Raw genomic sequence first — 16,858 nt, forward strand, 5'->3', positions numbered from 1 at the left:
ATCCGGATTTTTTTAAAAAAGTATAAACACATTCATTCCCTTTGGGCAAGAAGTAGTATTCAGGATAATTGATTTTATGTATTGTTATAAATTATTTTAAAATATTGACGTTTTGATAAAATTTTGGCAAATGTTTTGATATTGTTACATTGCTTATCGATAAGACCCATAAAAACTAATAATCATTCTATATTAACAGTTTAAATATTATAGTGATGAAACACGTACACCAGAATGATGAATTTCGGTTGAATGAAATTCTTTTTGAGCATCGTAACAAAGAATATGGTGCTTATGTTTTAAGAAGCGAATCAGACAGAATACTTACCAAATCGCTCTTTGTAGGGATAAGCCTGCTGGCTGCAATCTCTATTACTCCTATGGTAATCTCTGCTTTTAAAGCTACTGAGGTTCCGAAACCAAAACCTCCTGTCATTTATTACCTCCATCCGGTTGATCCCATTGATCCTGTTACACCTATAAAAAAACCGGAGGTGCCGCATATCCAGCAATCCAAACCCGTGAAAACCTATGATAACACGGTTCCTGAGCCTAAAGCTGATGTGACTAATGAGAAGGTCGTAGAAAAAATTGAAGGTGCGGTAGCAGGGATACAGAATAATTCAGAAGGTGAAACAGCCGGAACAGAGTATCACCCTACCATTCCTAATGTGGGAACCGGCCCTGCCGTTCCTTATGTGCAGCCAACAATTTCCGTTACTCCTAAAGCAGGAGAGGAGACCCCTGAGACAATAGTTGATGTTGAAGCTGATTTTGTTGGCGGAATCGATGCATTCAGGAATAAAGTAATGAATGGTTTCGATGGTTCCGGATTTGATGATAATGATGTTATGAAAACTACAATTACCTTTATTGTGGAAAAAGACGGCAGCATTTCAGGAATCAGGGCAGACGGAAAAAATACCGCATTTAATAATGAGGCGATCAGAACAATCAAATCGATCAAAGGAAAATGGGTTCCCGCTAAAATAAAAGGACGGGCCGTAAGAAGCTATTTCAAATTTCCGATTTCAATGAAGTTCAGCGAGTAATCTCAAAAACGATCCAGATACTACTTATCCACAAAGATTTTTTTTTGTGGATAATTTTTTTTATGGCTAAAAACCTTATTAACAATATTTTAACTCAATTTTCGTTTTCTTCATTCACCGAGAGCAAAGAAAAAAGTGTATTTTTGAAGCTTAAAGTTCTAATAATGGCAAAAATCATAGGTATCGCTAATCAGAAAGGAGGAGTTGGAAAAACAACAACAGCTGTAAATTTGGCCGCAGCATTAGGGGTATTAGAGAAAAAAATATTAATTATTGATGCTGATCCCCAGGCTAATGCAACATCCGGTTTAGGAGTTGATGATGTTCAGTATTCTACCTATAACCTACTGGAACACAGTGTTGATACGAAAAGCTGTATCAAGAAAACAGCCACTCCGAACCTGGATATCGTTCCGTCACATATAGACCTGGTAGCGGCGGAAATTGAGCTGGTAGATAAAGAAGACCGTGAATACATGCTTAAAAAAGCATTGCAGGACGTAAGAGATGAGTATGACTTCATTATCATTGACTGTGCTCCGAGTTTAGGTCTGATCACCGTCAATGCACTTACTGCAGCAGACTCTGTAATTATTCCCATCCAATGTGAATATTTTGCGTTGGAAGGTTTAGGGAAACTTTTGAATACCATTAAAAACGTTCAGAAAATCCATAATAAGGACCTGGATATTGAAGGTTTGCTGCTGACCATGTATGACAGCAGGCTGAGATTGTCTAATCAGGTGGTGGAAGAGGTGAATGCCCATTTCCCCGAAATGGTTTTTGAAACCATCATCAGCAGGAATGTAAGATTAAGTGAAGCGCCAAGCTTCGGAGAAAGCATCCTGAATTATGATGCAGAAAGCAAGGGGGCTATCCAATATATTCAGCTGGCGGAAGAAGTTCTGCTGAAAAATGAAAACTTAGTAAAGCAATAAAATATAATAGTGAATGGCTAGATCGATAGGGGATGATTATTAATGATCTTCATCCTTATCAATATAATTTAACCATCATTTATCATCTATATCTATGAAGGACAAAAAAAGAGCGATGGGGCGTGGTTTGGGCGCGATCTTAAGTGCTGAATCCAAAGCAACGATCAACTCTGCAACCGATGAAGGGGCAGATAAATTTGTTGGAAATATCGTAGAGGTGGCGATAGAAGATATTTATCCGAACCCGACCCAGCCGAGAACTTATTTTGATGAAAAAGCCTTAAACGAGCTTGCCCAGTCCATCAGGAATTTAGGGGTTATTCAGCCGATTACCCTGAGAAAGGACGGTGAGAAATTCGAAATCATATCAGGGGAAAGGCGTTACAGAGCAAGTAAGATTGCAGGATTAACCACTATTCCTGCATATATCCGTCTGGTAAATGATCAGGAGCTGCTTGAAATGGCTCTTGTTGAAAATATCCAGAGGGAGGATCTTGATGCCATTGAAATTGCCCTTACATATCAGAGGCTGATGGATGAGATCGGCCTTACCCAGGAGAATCTCAGCCAGAGAGTAGGTAAAGACAGAAGTACAATTACCAATTCCATCAGGCTGCTGAGGCTGAGCCCGGATATCCAGAATGCGATCCGGAGCGGTGAAATCTCTGCGGGACACGGCAGAGCCATTATCAGCCTGGAAAATGAAGAACATCAGCAGACCCTATTTGATATGATTATCAAAGAGAAACTGAATGTTCGTCAGGCAGAGCAGGCTGCTACAGCACTGAAAAATCCAAAATCACCGGCGGCTAAAAGGGCAAAAGCCGAGCTTTCCAACAATTACAAGAGAGCTCAGAAAACCATTGCAGATATCCTAGATGTAAAAGTGGAGATCAAAACCTCCGGCAACGGAAAAAAAGGTAAAATTGTCCTGGACTTCAAAAATGAAGAAGAGCTGGAATATATTTTATCCCATATTAAATAATGAAGAAAATACTTTTCACATTTTTCCTGTGCCTGTTTGCAGCTGCATATTCCCAGGTAAATCCTAATGATACCATCCGGGTGGAACATCATCCGAAAGACAGTATCCCTGTGGAAAGCCATAGTGCAAAACCTGAAGCGAAAATTGTTGCAGATCTGGAAAAAGCCAACGGGCCTACCAGAAAAACATTAAAACTAAACCCTACGAAAGCAGGGCTTTATTCCGCGGTTTTACCCGGACTGGGGCAATTTTATAATAAAAAATACTGGAAGATCCCTATTGTCTGGGGAGCAATGGGAGTAGGCGTAGGAGTAGCCGTATGGAATGATAACCAATATAGGAAGTACAGGGAATACTATGTGGCTAAACTCAACGGAACCCCTAATGAATTTGTTGATACCCATCCCTGGCTGGATAAAGTAGCCCTGGGAAATGCGCAGGACAGTGCAAAAAGACAGAGGGACTACGCCATTGCCATTACAGGGCTGTTATATATTCTGAATATTGTGGATGCCGTGGTTGATGCCCACCTTTATGAAAGCCGTCATGACCCGGATCTCACTTTTAATCCGGCCGTTATTCAGGACCAGTACGGAATCACACCTCCAAAAACAGGGATAAGTTTAAGTTACAGATTTTAATTACAGATTTCATATGAAAATAGCATTAGTTGGATATGGTAAAATGGGCAAAATCATTGATGAGATTGCAATAAGGAGAGGACATGAGGTGGTAGCCCGGCTAAAAGAAACTCCAACTGCTGAGAACCTCAATAATCCCGATGTGGTTATTGAATTTTCCTTGCCCGAAGTTGCTTTCGAAAATATCAAAACCTGCCTTGAGAACAAAATCCCGGTTGTATGCGGGACAACAGGATGGCTGGACAAGAAAAGTGAAATAGAAAAAATAGCCGTTGAACATGATACGGCATTCCTATACGGATCAAATTTCAGCCTCGGAGTAAATCTATTCTTTGCCCTGAATGAGAAACTGGCCGTACTGATGAGAAATGTGGATGAGTACTCCTGCCAGCTGGAAGAAATTCATCACATTCATAAAAAAGATGCTCCAAGCGGTACAGCGATTTCCATTGCGGAAGGGATCATTAAAAATAACCCTAAATTTGAAGCGTGGAAGCTGGAGGAAACCCAGGGAAACCAGCTGGGTATCTTTGCCATCCGCGAAGATGAGGTACCGGGTACGCACAGTGTTTTCTACAGGAGTGAGGTAGATGAGATAGAGATCAAGCATACTGCCTTCAGCAGAAACGGGTTTGCGCTTGGAGCTGTGATCGCTGCGGAATGGATCAGGGATAAAAAAGGAAATTTTGGAATGAAAGACGTTTTAGATCTCTGATTTTGTAACAAATTATTTAAATTGTAAACCAATATAGCGTGGTGAGGATCCATTATCGTAAACCACATTTATAAGTAGAAACAGGCACAAAAATTTATGAATTATTTTTTAACTTATACCGTATACGTTCTCATTTTATCCCTGCTGATGGGGATTTCCACATGGAAGCTGTTCAAGAAGATGGGGTATAGCCCGTTATTTGCGTTCATCCCTTTCTATAATTATTTCATTATCCTGAAAGAAACCAAGCATCCGAAATGGTGGGCTATCATGTCCTATCTTCCTATTGTAGGGCCTATTATGATGTCTGTTTTCCATATTTACTTAATGAAAAAGTTTGGGAAAAGCCTTTTCCAGCATCAGCTGCTTACAGTGATCCTTCCGTTTATTTACATGGCGGTGGTGAACTATTCCAAGGACACTGAGCTGGAAGATGAGAATGAGCTGTTCCTTACTGACGAAGAAAAAAATGCTAAAAAGAAAGACTCTTTTATCGGATCTATCACCTTTGCAGTGGTTTTTGCAACCATTATCCATGTCTTTGTGACACAACCTTTCGGAATTCCTACAGGATCAATGGAAAGAACATTATTGGTAGGAGACTTCCTTTTTGTAAATAAGTGGAGCTATGGTTACAGATTGCCAATGCGTCCGGTTGCAATACCGTTCTTACAGGGGACTATTTTTGATTCAGGTGAGAAAGGAAATCCTAAAGATGATCCGAAATCTTACGTTGATGCCGTTAAGTTGCCATACGAAAGAATTTTCCAGTTCAATAAGCCTCAGAGACATGATGTGGTTGTTTTTAATTATCCGCAGGATTCCGTACATACCGCCATCGACAGGAAAGATCCTTATGTGAAAAGATGTGTTGCTGTTGCAGGGGATATTTTCGAAATGAGAGGCGGAAAGCTTTTTGTGAACGGAAAGCCGGAAACGATTTTGGGTGATCAGGAAATCCAGCATGCCTATATAGTGAATACCGGGGCTCAACTGGATATCCCGTCCTTATACAATACCTACGGATTTTTACCGGTAAGAGAAGTGCAGACAGATCAAGGTTTTGAATATGCATTTCAGGGACTGACGGATAAAACGGCAGCTGAAATCAAAGCCTTACCGAATGTAATCAGCATGAAGGAAAGTATTTTCCCGAAGGATTCAGCAACGATCTCACATAAGCTAAATGCTGATAAAACCGCACTTACAAAAAGTATTGACACCACCCAGTCCATTTTCCCTATCAACAAGCCCTGGAACCAGGATTGGTACGGACCGCTCAGAATCCCTAAAAAAGGTGATGTAGTAACCATTAATCAGGAAACATTACCGGAATACCAGTGGATCATCACTGAATATGAGCATAATAGTTTAGAGAATAAAAACGGTAAAATCTATATCAACGGAAAAGAAACCAACCAATATACCATCAAACAGGATTATTATATGATGGTGGGTGACAACAGGGATGCTTCCCTGGATGCCAGATTCTTTGGCTTTGTTCCTGAAGAGAACATCGTAGGAAAGCCGATGTTTACCTGGCTGAGCCTGCAGGGAGCCTTTAAAGATGCCAGCTCCTCATATCAGGCACCGTTCAAAATCCGTTGGGACAGGATGTTTAAAGCTACCAACACCGGAGAAGCCAATAAAACTTCCTACTGGTGGATCGCAGCCATGATCCTTATCCTGTTCTTCGGTTGGGAATATTTTGTAAAATTATTCAGAAAGAAAAAAACAGAAGAGGATTTATAATTATTAAATAAACTGAATTGAGATGAAGTATTTGAAAAAATACTTCATTCTTGTATAGTAAATATGAAGAATGTATTATTACCGGTATTTTATTTACCACCTGTTTCATGGTTCTCGGTATTTCTGGAGCCTGAAAATGATATTATATTGGAACAGTTTGAAAACTTCCCGAAACAAACCTATAGAAACAGAGCCAATATTTACGGGGCAAACGGAAAGCTTTCTTTGATCATCCCGATCGTGCATAATGGTAAAAGGGCCTTTAAAGACATAGAGATCTCGGAATCGGAAGACTGGAGGAAACTTCACTGGAAATCCATTAAAACAGCTTATCAAAGCTCTCCGTATTTTGAGTATTATGAAGAAAAGTTCAGAAAAATATTTGAGCTGAATGAAAAATACCTATTCAACTTCAATCTCAAAGGGCTGGAGATCATCCAGCAGATCCTGAAGACAGAAAAGGCATACTCTTTGAATGAAGAATATATCAAAAATCCTTCGGAAATCAGTTTCAGAGAAAAGTTTTCTGCCAAGCACCCTTCAGAATTCACAATGGAAGAATATTATCAGACTTTCTCTGATAAATCAGGATTTTTAAAAGATCTGTCCGTTTTGGATTTAATTTGTAACAAAGGACCTGAATCTTTGACTTATATTAAAAATATTAAACAATCTTACTAACATGAAAAAGATATTCTTAGCTGCAGTTTTTTTAGCGGGTTTCAGCTTTACCTTTGCTCAGGAGGCACAGGGAAAAAAACTGGATCCGAAAGAGGATAAAGATCTTATGACCTGGTATCATAAAGATTTTGCAACTACAAAAGTATACGGGATCAATACAGAAAATGCCTATAAATATTTGGAATCAAAAGGTCTTAAGCCTAAAACGGTTATCGTTGGAGTTTTGGACAGTGGTGTTCAGGTAGACCATCCGGGGCTGGTTAAAAATGTATGGACAAATCCTAATGAAGTTCCGGACAACGGGAAAGATGATGATGGTAACGGATATATTGATGACATCCATGGCTGGAACTTTATCGGAGGTAAAAACGGGGATATAGATGTGGATAATATGGAAGTGACCAGAGTGGTAGCCAAGTACAAGCCGGTATTTGAAGGTGAGGATTCCGCTAAAAATAAAGCCAACCAGGCCAAAATGCCGGAAGAGTTCGACATGTATATGAAAGCCAAGTCACTTTATACCACCAAAAGCGTTGAAGCGAAACAGGGCCTTCAGACATTTACCATGATCAATGATCTGATCCCGAATATGGTTAAATTGCTAAGCGGGAAATCCGTTACCCCTGAAAATATAGCAGCCATAAAAAAACCTACAGATCAGAAGGATATGATGGCGCTTAGTGTACTTACTCAGGTTTCCCAGAGTCCTGAGTTTAAAGGTAAATCCGCTGCCGATTTTGAGAAAGCGATGAGAGAACAGATGAAAGACGCGATAGATCACTATGGCCCGGCGGAAAAGCAGTATGATCTCAGCTATGATCCAAGAAAAGAAATCGTAGGAGATAACTACGATGATTATTCAGAAAAATATTACGGAAATAACCATTATGAGGGGCCTGATGCCGAACACGGAACCCACGTGGCCGGTATTATCGCCGGATTGCCGCAGGGAAAAGAAGTTCAGTACGGAGTGGCCTCCAGGGTAGCCAAAATCATGTCTGTAAGAACGGTTCCAAACGGGGATGAAAGAGATAAGGATGTTGCCAACGCAATCAGATATGCCGTGGACAATGGTGCCAGAATTTTGAATATGAGCTTCGGTAAACCGGTTTCTCCCGGTAAAAATGTGGTTTGGGATGCATTCAAATATGCGCAGGATAAAGGAGTATTACTGGTAAAGGCTGCAGGGAATGAAAATGAGGATGTTGCAGAACATATCGCTTATCCTACCAATTTCAAAAATGTTACTGACGAGAAGCCGTTCGTAAACAATGTAATGGTTGTAGGGGCAAGCACCAATAAGAATGATGCTTTGAGAGCCGATTTTTCCAACTTCAATAAAAAAATGGTCAACGTATTCGCACCAGGAGAAGAGATTTATTCTACGGTTCCGAAAAACGAATATAAATACCTTCAGGGAACCTCAATGGCCTCACCGGTTGCGGCTGGTGCAGCGGCTGTTTTATTAGCCTATATGCCAACACTGAAGCCTGCCCAGATAATCGAAGCTTTGGTGAAATCCAGCAACCCGAACACTGAGAACAAATTCAATGAGTTCTCTCAGGCAGGAGGAGTTATCGATCTGGAAAAGGCCGCAGAATATGCTTACACCCATTTCTACAATGGACAGTCTTCAGGGGTTAAAAAGCCTGCGAAATCTGCAAAAAAGGGCGTTAAAAAATAACTTAAATGCCTGTTTTTTAAGATAAAAGATAGAAAGTCCGAAATTTTCGGACTTTTTTTATTTTTATTTTTCATTTTGGCACGGTTTTTTGTAACTTTATTGTACTAATAATAAACAACAATATGAAAAAGTTACTACTTGCAGGAATGTTGGGAACATCCCTTTTTGCAGTGTCTTGTTCCTCAACGAATAAAGCGGCAACATCTCAGAACCAAAGATCTGAATTCCTGAAACTGAAAGGAGACTGGCAGATTGTAAGCATTGATTATGACAAGCAATACAAAATCAAGCCTTTTGACGAAGGAGCGGATGCCCAGTGCTTTGTGGGAAGCCACTGGAGACTGATTCCTAACAACTGGACAGGAGCCTATACTTTGAATGGAGGTGGAAGCTGCCCGGCGATCACCCAGCCTATCAAATTTGAAGTGAAAGACGGAAATACTTTCATGTTCAAAAAAATAGCTGAAGGTACTAAAGCGAAACAAAATACAGTAGGATATACCTTAACTGTGATAAACCAGACTGCAGACCAGTTCTCCCTGGAACAAAACGTACCATTCGACGGGGATAATGTAAAAGTGGTCTACAACTTCCAGAGAACAGGAATGAAACAATAATAAACATAAAAGATTAAAAAAAGATGAAATTTAATAAAACATATATTGGAGCCCTTTTCCTATCATCAGCTTTATTACTTACCAGCTGTGAGGCCGTTCAAAATTCAAATCACCAGCAAAGAGGTACTGCGGTAGGAGCAGCCTCAGGAGCCGTGATCGGTGGTATATTGGGAAATAACGTTGGTAAAGGTAAAAACTCTGCATTAGGAGCTGTTTTAGGAGGTATTATCGGCGGTGTAGCGGGTAATGTGATCGGGTCTAAAATGGATAAGCAGGCCAGAGAAATAAAAGAAACCCTTCCGGGTGCGGAAGTGGAGAGAGTAGGAGATGGTATTAAGATTACCCTGAACGAAAGTATCGTTAATTTTGCATTCGATTCCTCAGATCTTACACCGGCAGCTAAAACCAATCTTGATAAGCTTGCCCAGGTACTCATCAACAACCCTGATACCAACATCAATATTTACGGACATACAGACAATAAAGGTTCTGATGATTATAACATGAAACTTTCTGAAAGAAGGGCCAATTCTGTGAAGGCATATCTTTCCGGTAAAGGAATTGATTCCAGCAGATTATTTGCAATGGGTGAGGGGGAAAGCATGCCGGTAGCCAGCAATGATACAGAAGAAGGAAGAGCTAAGAACAGAAGGGTGGAATTTGCGATCACTGCGAATGAAAAAATGATTAATGACGCCAAACAGAGCGGTAATTAATTAACATATAAATATTTTCTTAAATAACCGCTTCGGCGGTTTTTTTTGTATTTTTATGCTGAATTTTTTTTAAATTATTATTTTTGCATCTGAAACAACATAAATGAAGAAATATTTTAAGCTGCTCCGTGTGGAGCAATGGGTGAAGAACCTTTTTGTTTTTGTTCCCCTGTTTTTTTCAGGTAACATCAAAAATTTTGATTTACTCACCAAAAGTATATTCGCCTTTTTTATTTTCTCGCTTGCGGCAAGTGTTGTTTATATTTTAAATGATTATAATGATATTGAGGCAGACAGGAAGCATCCGGAAAAAAGACGGAGGCCTCTTGCGAGCGGTGCCGTTTCAAAGCCGCAAGCAATAGGCATCCTTATAGGGCTTATTGTTTCAGATGTAGCCCTTATTTTGCTGGCACAGACCTACTTTCACCAGAATCTCTGGAAATTTGCCACGATCATAGGATTCTATTTCGTTATGAACCTTGCATATACCTTCAGGTTAAAACATGTCCCGATTATCGATATTTTCATTATTGCCATCGGGTTTGTTTTAAGGGTGCTGTCAGGAGGGTATATCACAGGGATCAATATTTCGCAGTGGGCCATATTGCTGACCTTTGTGCTGGCATTGGTTTTGGCCATTGGAAAAAGAAGAGGCGAACTTATTAATGCGCAGGTCTCAGGGAAGACAAGAAGGGCTTTGGACGGATATAATGTACAGTTTGCGGATATAGCGCTTTCCATTTCCGTTACGCTGGCCATTGTATGCTACCTGATGTTCACCCTGTCACCGGAAGTGCAGACCAGGTTCCATGAAAGGGTTTTTTATACGGTGATTTTTGTTGTATTTGCCTTTTTACGGTATTTGCAGCAGACGTTGGTGTATAACAGGACGGAGTCACCCACAAAAATCGTTTATAGAGACAGGTATATACAGGTTACCTTGTTATTATGGGTCGCTGCATTTTTAATTCAAATCTATTTTAAAAAATGAAGCCGAATTTTGTACAAAAAGTTACCAATTGGGGCAATTTTCCCGTAGTGGAAAAAGAGATGAAGTCTGAAGACAGCTTCGGAAAAATAAAAGAGTTTGTATTAAATCATAATGAAGTGATCGCAAGAGGGAACGGAAGATGTTACGGGGATGCTTCATTGGGTGAACATATTTTTTCTACCAGGAAATTAAACAAGTTTATCAGCTTTGACCGCCTGAACGGGATCATCGAATGTGAATCGGGAGTATTGCTTTCCGAGGTCCTCGAGGTTTCTGTTCCCCAGGGATATTTCCTATACGTTACACCCGGAACCAAATTTGTTTCCGTAGGAGGAGCCATAGCCTCAGACGTTCATGGCAAGAACCATCATGCGGAAGGCTGTTTTTCGGAATACGTCATTGAATTTAAACTTATGACTGAAAACGGAGAGATTATTACCTGTTCCAGGGAGCAGAACCCAGATAAATTCTGGGCGACTATCGGAGGGATGGGTCTCACAGGAATTATTCTCACTGCCAGATTCAAGCTTAAGAATATAGAAACGGCATATATCCGTCAGGAAAGCATTAAAGCCGAAAACCTGGACGAAATTTTCAGATTGTTCGATGAGAGTGAAAGCTGGACCTATACTGTTGCCTGGATTGACTGTCTTCAAAAAGGAAAGAATATCGGAAGAAGTATCCTGATGAGAGGGGAGCATGCTTTTCAACACGAATTACCGCCTAACCTGGCCAAAAATCCGTTAAGATTAAAAAGCAAATTCCAGCCGACGGTTCCTTTCTATTTCCCGAATTTTGTCCTTAATGCCTTTACGGTAAAGATCTTCAACTGGCTGTATTATAAAAAGCAAACCAGGAAGGAAGTCAGAAATTTTATAGATTATGAAACCTTCTTTTATCCTCTGGATGTCATCAATGAATGGAATAAGATTTACGGGAAATCGGGCTTTATCCAGTATCAGATGGTAATCCCCAAGGAAACCGGAAAGGAAGGGATGAAAAAGATCCTGGAAACGATAGCCGATAGTGGTAACGGATCTTTTTTAGCTGTTTTAAAGCTTTTTGGGAAGAATAATTCCCAGGCTTACAATTCATTCCCCATGGAAGGGTATACTTTAGCACTTGATTTTAAAGTGAATCCCAGGCTAAAGAAACTGGTGGGGCAGCTGGATGATATCGTACAGGAATACGGAGGCAGGATTTATCTTACAAAAGACAGTATGAGCCGGTCATCCTTAACTAATTATCTTAAAAATATTCAAAATCCTAAATTTGTGTCCTTACAGCACAAAAGAATCATAAATAATAATTCATAAATGATAGTTCTGGGAAGTACATCTGAGGTAGCACAGGCTTTTGTGGAAAAAGCTTTGCAGGAAGGGGAAAAATTTGAAAAAATATATCTTTTCACCTCCAACAGGGAAGCTACTGAAAGATTTGCAAGGCATATTGATGTGAAGTTTCTTCAGCAGTCTGAAGTGATAGAGCTGGATCTGATGAAAGAAACAGATTACAGTAAATTTGAAAATATCAATTCAAACGTATTATTTTGTGCAACAGGGTATCTGGGAGAAGGGACGGAAGACGGACTGTATGATAATAAAAATACGGAGAGAATCATAGATATCAATTACGCCAGGCTGGTTCCGGTGATAAATTATTTTGCACAAAAGTTTGAAAGCAGGAGATCGGGAACGATCATAGGATTGTCATCGGTGGCGGGAGACAGAGGAAGACAGAGCAATTTTATTTATGGAAGTGCCAAAGCGGCTTTTACGGCCTATTTAAGCGGGCTGAGAAACTACCTTTTTGATAAGAAGGTTCATGTGCTTACCATAAAGCCAGGGTTTATGGCAACCAAAATGACGGAAGGCCTGCCGCTGAACCCTAAGCTGACGGCCACTCCCGGACAGGCTGCAGCCTGTATTTTCAAAGCTTATAAGAACAGGAAAAATGTGGCATATGTTTTGCCGGTTTGGGGAATTATAATGATGATTATCAGGAATATCCCTGAACCCATGTTCAAAAAACTTAAGCTTTAACAAAGATGAAAAAGTTGTATTGTTTTGATTTTGACGGAACCCTCACCTATAAGGATACTATGTTCATGTATCTCAGGTTTTATGATCCTGCCAGATTCCGGATACAATTTTTAAGGCATGTTCCGCTGTTTATTTTATTGAAGCTGAGGCTGGCTGAAACCGAAAAAGTAAAGAAAAGCTTCATAGGATCTATCCTCAAGGGACAAACCCGGGAAAAGATCGAGAAAAAGTCACAGCAGTTTTTTGAGCAACATTATCCCAAAATTGTGAGGGAAAATGCCCTGGACTTTATTAAAAATATTGATCGTAACAATACTCAAAGTCTATTGGTAACCGCCTCGCTGGACATATGGGCCAAACCCTTCGCAGAGGCTTTGCAAATGCAGCTGGTTTCAACACGGGCAGAGTTTAAAAATGGTGTTTTTACAGGGAATTTCATCGGCAAAAACTGTAACGGAAAGGAAAAGCTGATAAGGATACAGGAAGAAATAGACCACTCCAAATATGATAAAATAATTGCTTTTGGAGATACTTCTGGAGACAAATATATGTTGAAGTGGGCAAATGAGGGACATTATCAATTTTTTCACTAATTTTGGAGAAACAAAATATAAATAATGAAAGCATTGCTCATTCTGTGTCTTGGGCTTGTCATGAGCTGTACGAGCACGTTATCCCAAAAACCATCGGAGATGCAAAAAAATGCGGAAATTCTTGTCTCGGAATCCCAGGGCGGATCTGACCAGCCAGGTTTTACCATCATTAAAGATGAACAGGAATTTGAAAAAATTATTAAAAGAAACCCGGGATTGGTAGAATCGGGTTCAGAATCTGCTGCCCAATATCCCAAATTCCCGAAGGATAAGAAGGTTGTTCTATACAACCTGGGGACTTTCAGGTCCGGGAATCACACAATTTCTGAGATCAGGAGTATTTCTGTGAAAGATAATATCCTGTACGTGGAGATTCCGCAGTATGAATCCGGCGGTATGGAGATTCAGGTGATTTCCAGCCCTTGGGTGGTCTTTACAGTTCCGTCCAGTTATCAGTTTAATTTTGTAGAATTAAAATATTCCAAATAAAATGAATAAAATATATTTAGATAATGCTGCAACAACGCCTCTTTCAGAAGAAGTTATTGATGCAATGGTAGATACCATGAAAATGAATTTCGGAAATCCTTCTTCCACTCACAGCTTCGGCCAGGAAGCCAAGATCCTTATCGAAAATGTGAGAAGGCAGATCGCAGATTATCTTCACGTTACACCCGCTGAAATCATTTTTACTTCCTGCGGCACAGAATCTAACAATATGATCATCAAATCCAGTGTGGAGCATCTGGGTGTGGAAAGAATCATCAGCTCTCCGCTGGAACACAAGTGTGTTTCGGAGAGTATCCTGGATATGAAGAACAGAAAGGGAGTTGAGGTAAACTATATCCGGCCTGAGGGAAACGGGGATATTGATCTGAACAAACTGGAAGAATTACTGAAAGCCTCGGATAAAAAAACGTTGGTAAGCCTGATGCATGCCAATAATGAGATCGGAAATATTACTGATATTAAAAAAGTTGCGGAATTATGCCAGGCAAATAATGCATTGTTCCATTCAGATACGGTGCAGACGATGGCCCACCTGCCTCTTGATTTTTCAGATATCGCTGTGGACTTTGCTTCGTGCAGCGCTCATAAATTCCATGGGCCTAAAGGTATAGGATTTGCATTTATCAGAAAAGCTACAGGGCTGAAAGGTATAATTACCGGCGGACCTCAGGAAAGAAGCATGAGGGCCGGAACCGAAAATGTAGCCGGTATTGTAGGGTTGGGAAAAGCTTTGGAGCTTTACCTTAAGAATATGGAAGCCTATAAGGATCATATACAGGAGATCAAGGACTATGCAATCGAAAGATTGTCAGCAGAAATTAAAGGCATTAAATTCAACGGGAGAAGTGCAGAGAAGGAAAGTCTTTATACCGTTTTAAGCGCTCTTCTTCCTTACAAAAACCCTTTAATAGGTCTCCAGCTGGATATGAAGGGCATTGCCATTTCCCAGGGAAGCGCATGCTCATCAGGTGCTTCAAAACCTTCAATGGTAATGATGATGATATTGTCTGAAGATGAAATGGAGCACAGCACCCCGTTGCGTATTTCCTTCAGCCATATGACGACAAGGGAGGATATTGACGCACTGGTGAACGCCTTAAAGGAAATTTCCGGTGATCTGGTTATAGAAAAAACAAATGTTGAACATAGATAACCTTATTTCCTGAAAATCGTAATTTTGATTATCCAAATTAAGGATCAGTATAAATAGAATATTAATTTAAATAAAAGAAACAAAATGGCTTTAGAAATTACAGATAGCTCATTTCAGGAAACGGTTTTGAAATCTGATAAACCGGTATTAGTTGACTTTTGGGCGGTATGGTGCGGACCTTGCAGAACTTTGGGACCCATCATTGAAGAAGTGGCAACCGACTTTGAAGGTAAAGCATTGGTAGGGAAAGTAGATGTTGATAACAACCAGGAAATCTCTATGCAATACGGGATCAGAAATATCCCTACAGTTTTAATCTTCAAAAATGGTGAAGTTGTAGACAAATTAGTTGGGGTAGCTCCAAAAGAGGTGATCGCCGAAAAGCTAAGCGCACACTTGTAAAAAAAATAACTTTGATAATGAATGCCTTCCGCTCATGGAAGGCATTTTTTTTAGAAATAATTTGCAGAGAATTAAAAAAGATGTATTTTTGCAATCACAAAAAAGAAACGAGTTCTTTTAACAGAAAATTGATCCGGTAGTTCAGTTGGTTAGAATGCCGCCCTGTCACGGCGGAGGTCGCGGGTTCGAGTCCCGTCCGGATCGCAACTGTTTAAATAGTAAAAAAGCTGTAAATATATTTACAGCTTTTTTTGTTTTGTTCCCGTTCTATTCTGAAAGTTTGAAAGTAAACTCGTTCCTGGGATCTTTCTTATACGCTTTTTCCTGAGTAGTTGGCGAAATCCCGAAAAGAGGCGAGTATGTTTTCACTTTTACGGTTTTATTATCCGGATAGAACTCAATAATTCTGAGCCAGCCATCACCGCCATTACCGTTGCGGTGCCCACCGCCTTCACTTTGCATATCAAAAAGCATCTGATTTACGTTTTTGCCATAGCTATTGGTATCCACACGGAAACCTTCACCTGAAATATGGCCGCTTAATACCAGCTGAAGGTTTTGAGAAGGCTGTATCAGCTTTTGCCATATCTGTTCTCCGTTATTAGATTCCGGAAGAGCGATGTTTTTTGATTTTTGGGGTACATTGTTTACTACAAAAGGTTCATACATGAACCATGAGTTATTTTTATCAGTTCTCTTGTCTTTTGAATCCAGGAAGGCATGGGTAATTAAAATTGACCGGTGGTTTTTGTACTGAGGCATATCCAAAACTTTTTTAGCCCATTCCAAAGTCTTATCCCTCGGCGCATATTCAAGGGTAAAAAATAAATAGTCTAAGCCATTGAGTCCCTTAAGTTCTAAAACAGAGTTTTCCATGCTTGGGACGCCGGCATCATTGAAAAAGTTTTGTACCAGATGTTTCTGGTTTAAGCGATTGAAATTGGAAGGGAAAAATTCATTATAGCGGGAAAATCTTCTGCCTTCCTCATTGATACTGAAATCATGATTTCCTGTTGCAGCTATATACGGCACTTTTCCATTTAGTCTTCCCAGGATCGATTGTATAGATTTCCACTGGTCATCCGCACTTTGGTCTCCGTCATATCCCTGATTAAGAATATTATTATGTTCCACCAGGTCTCCAACGTGGCAAACCATTTTAATATTAAGTGAAGCGATATTATCCTCGATCCATCTCACCATCAGATCTAAAACAGGCTGATTTTTATTCCATTTCACATAATTTTGCGTATCAGGGATCAGAATAATGCTCCATGACTTTTCATTGTCTAAGCGGGGAGCCTGAAATTTTTCCTGTGCGAAAAACACTGCGGACAGCAGTAGCAGCAATAGTGATATATTCTTTTTCATATATTTTCTTTATAG

18 protein-coding genes and 1 tRNA gene are annotated in these 16,858 nt (G+C 40.0%); 18 read left to right on the forward strand and 1 reads right to left on the reverse strand.

Translation table 11 applies throughout. The features are described 5' to 3' along the window. Positions 1–215 precede the first annotated feature (215 nt). From ABMQ40_RS01485 to ABMQ40_RS01570, 18 genes are all read left to right on the forward strand, one after another. Entirely contained in the window at positions 216–1,052 is an 837-nt protein-coding gene (locus tag ABMQ40_RS01485; RefSeq protein ID WP_370895792.1) for an energy transducer TonB, read from the forward strand. Between the two features lie 164 nt (positions 1,053–1,216). Next, positions 1,217–1,990 (forward strand): ParA family protein, encoded by a 774-nt coding sequence (locus ABMQ40_RS01490; protein WP_370895794.1) that lies wholly within the window; start codon positions 1,217–1,219, stop codon positions 1,988–1,990. Positions 1,991–2,084: 94 nt separating this feature from the next. Then, a complete protein-coding gene (locus ABMQ40_RS01495; RefSeq protein ID WP_370895796.1) occupies positions 2,085–2,975 on the forward strand; it encodes a ParB/RepB/Spo0J family partition protein in 891 nt (296 codons plus the stop codon). Then, entirely contained in the window at positions 2,975–3,616 is a 642-nt protein-coding gene (locus ABMQ40_RS01500) for a DUF5683 domain-containing protein (protein WP_370895798.1), read from the forward strand. The genes ABMQ40_RS01495 and ABMQ40_RS01500 overlap by 1 nt, the downstream gene beginning before the upstream one ends. A 13-nt stretch (positions 3,617–3,629) precedes the next feature. Then, complete coding sequence (gene dapB, locus ABMQ40_RS01505; protein ID WP_370895800.1) at positions 3,630–4,331, forward strand: 4-hydroxy-tetrahydrodipicolinate reductase; 702 nt, start codon at positions 3,630–3,632, stop codon at positions 4,329–4,331. A 96-nt stretch (positions 4,332–4,427) separates the two neighbouring features. Beyond that, positions 4,428–6,083: a signal peptidase I gene (gene lepB, locus ABMQ40_RS01510; protein WP_370895802.1), complete on the forward strand. Its 1,656-nt coding sequence runs from the start codon at positions 4,428–4,430 to the stop codon at positions 6,081–6,083. Between the two features lie 63 nt (positions 6,084–6,146). Further along, complete coding sequence (locus ABMQ40_RS01515; RefSeq protein ID WP_370895804.1) at positions 6,147–6,764, forward strand: WbqC family protein; 618 nt, start codon at positions 6,147–6,149, stop codon at positions 6,762–6,764. A 1-nt stretch (position 6,765) separates the two neighbouring features. Continuing rightward, positions 6,766–8,448: a S8 family serine peptidase gene (locus ABMQ40_RS01520; protein ID WP_370895806.1), complete on the forward strand. Its 1,683-nt coding sequence runs from the start codon at positions 6,766–6,768 to the stop codon at positions 8,446–8,448. Positions 8,449–8,570: 122 nt separating this feature from the next. After that, complete coding sequence (locus ABMQ40_RS01525; protein ID WP_370895808.1) at positions 8,571–9,065, forward strand: hypothetical protein; 495 nt, start codon at positions 8,571–8,573, stop codon at positions 9,063–9,065. A gap of 23 nt (positions 9,066–9,088) precedes the next feature. Next, positions 9,089–9,781, forward strand: a complete 693-nt coding sequence (locus ABMQ40_RS01530; protein ID WP_370895810.1) for a YiaD family glycine zipper/OmpA-like lipoprotein — start codon at positions 9,089–9,091, stop codon at positions 9,779–9,781. A 103-nt stretch (positions 9,782–9,884) separates the two neighbouring features. Further along, positions 9,885–10,772, forward strand: a complete 888-nt coding sequence (locus ABMQ40_RS01535; protein WP_370895812.1) for a decaprenyl-phosphate phosphoribosyltransferase — start codon at positions 9,885–9,887, stop codon at positions 10,770–10,772. Next, the gene (locus ABMQ40_RS01540) at positions 10,769–12,088 is read left to right on the forward strand and encodes an FAD-binding oxidoreductase (RefSeq protein ID WP_370895814.1); all 1,320 of its coding nucleotides are present in this window, start codon (positions 10,769–10,771) and stop codon (positions 12,086–12,088) included. The genes ABMQ40_RS01535 and ABMQ40_RS01540 overlap by 4 nt, the downstream gene beginning before the upstream one ends. After that, complete coding sequence (locus ABMQ40_RS01545) at positions 12,089–12,814, forward strand: SDR family NAD(P)-dependent oxidoreductase (protein ID WP_370895816.1); 726 nt, start codon at positions 12,089–12,091, stop codon at positions 12,812–12,814. A 5-nt stretch (positions 12,815–12,819) separates the two neighbouring features. Beyond that, complete coding sequence (locus ABMQ40_RS01550) at positions 12,820–13,407, forward strand: HAD family hydrolase (RefSeq protein WP_370895818.1); 588 nt, start codon at positions 12,820–12,822, stop codon at positions 13,405–13,407. A 24-nt stretch (positions 13,408–13,431) separates the two neighbouring features. Continuing rightward, entirely contained in the window at positions 13,432–13,896 is a 465-nt protein-coding gene (locus ABMQ40_RS01555) for a hypothetical protein (protein ID WP_370895820.1), read from the forward strand. A gap of 1 nt (position 13,897) precedes the next feature. Then, positions 13,898–15,070, forward strand: a complete 1,173-nt coding sequence (locus tag ABMQ40_RS01560) for a cysteine desulfurase family protein (protein ID WP_370895822.1) — start codon at positions 13,898–13,900, stop codon at positions 15,068–15,070. 84 nt (positions 15,071–15,154) lie between these two features. Further along, positions 15,155–15,472 carry a thioredoxin gene (trxA, locus tag ABMQ40_RS01565; RefSeq protein ID WP_370895824.1) on the forward strand — a complete coding sequence of 106 codons (318 nt, stop codon included), beginning with the start codon at positions 15,155–15,157 and terminating at the stop codon, positions 15,470–15,472. 130 nt (positions 15,473–15,602) lie between these two features. Beyond that, a tRNA-Asp gene (locus ABMQ40_RS01570) sits at positions 15,603–15,676 on the forward strand. Between the two features lie 63 nt (positions 15,677–15,739). On the opposite strand, the gene ABMQ40_RS01575 is transcribed toward ABMQ40_RS01570, so the two are convergent. Beyond that, complete coding sequence (locus ABMQ40_RS01575) at positions 15,740–16,843, reverse strand: metallophosphoesterase (protein WP_370895826.1); 1,104 nt, start codon at positions 16,841–16,843, stop codon at positions 15,740–15,742. Positions 16,844–16,858 lie beyond the last annotated feature (15 nt).

This window comes from Chryseobacterium gossypii (assembly GCF_041361455.1).
Lineage (GTDB): Bacteria > Bacteroidota > Bacteroidia > Flavobacteriales > Weeksellaceae > Chryseobacterium > Chryseobacterium gossypii.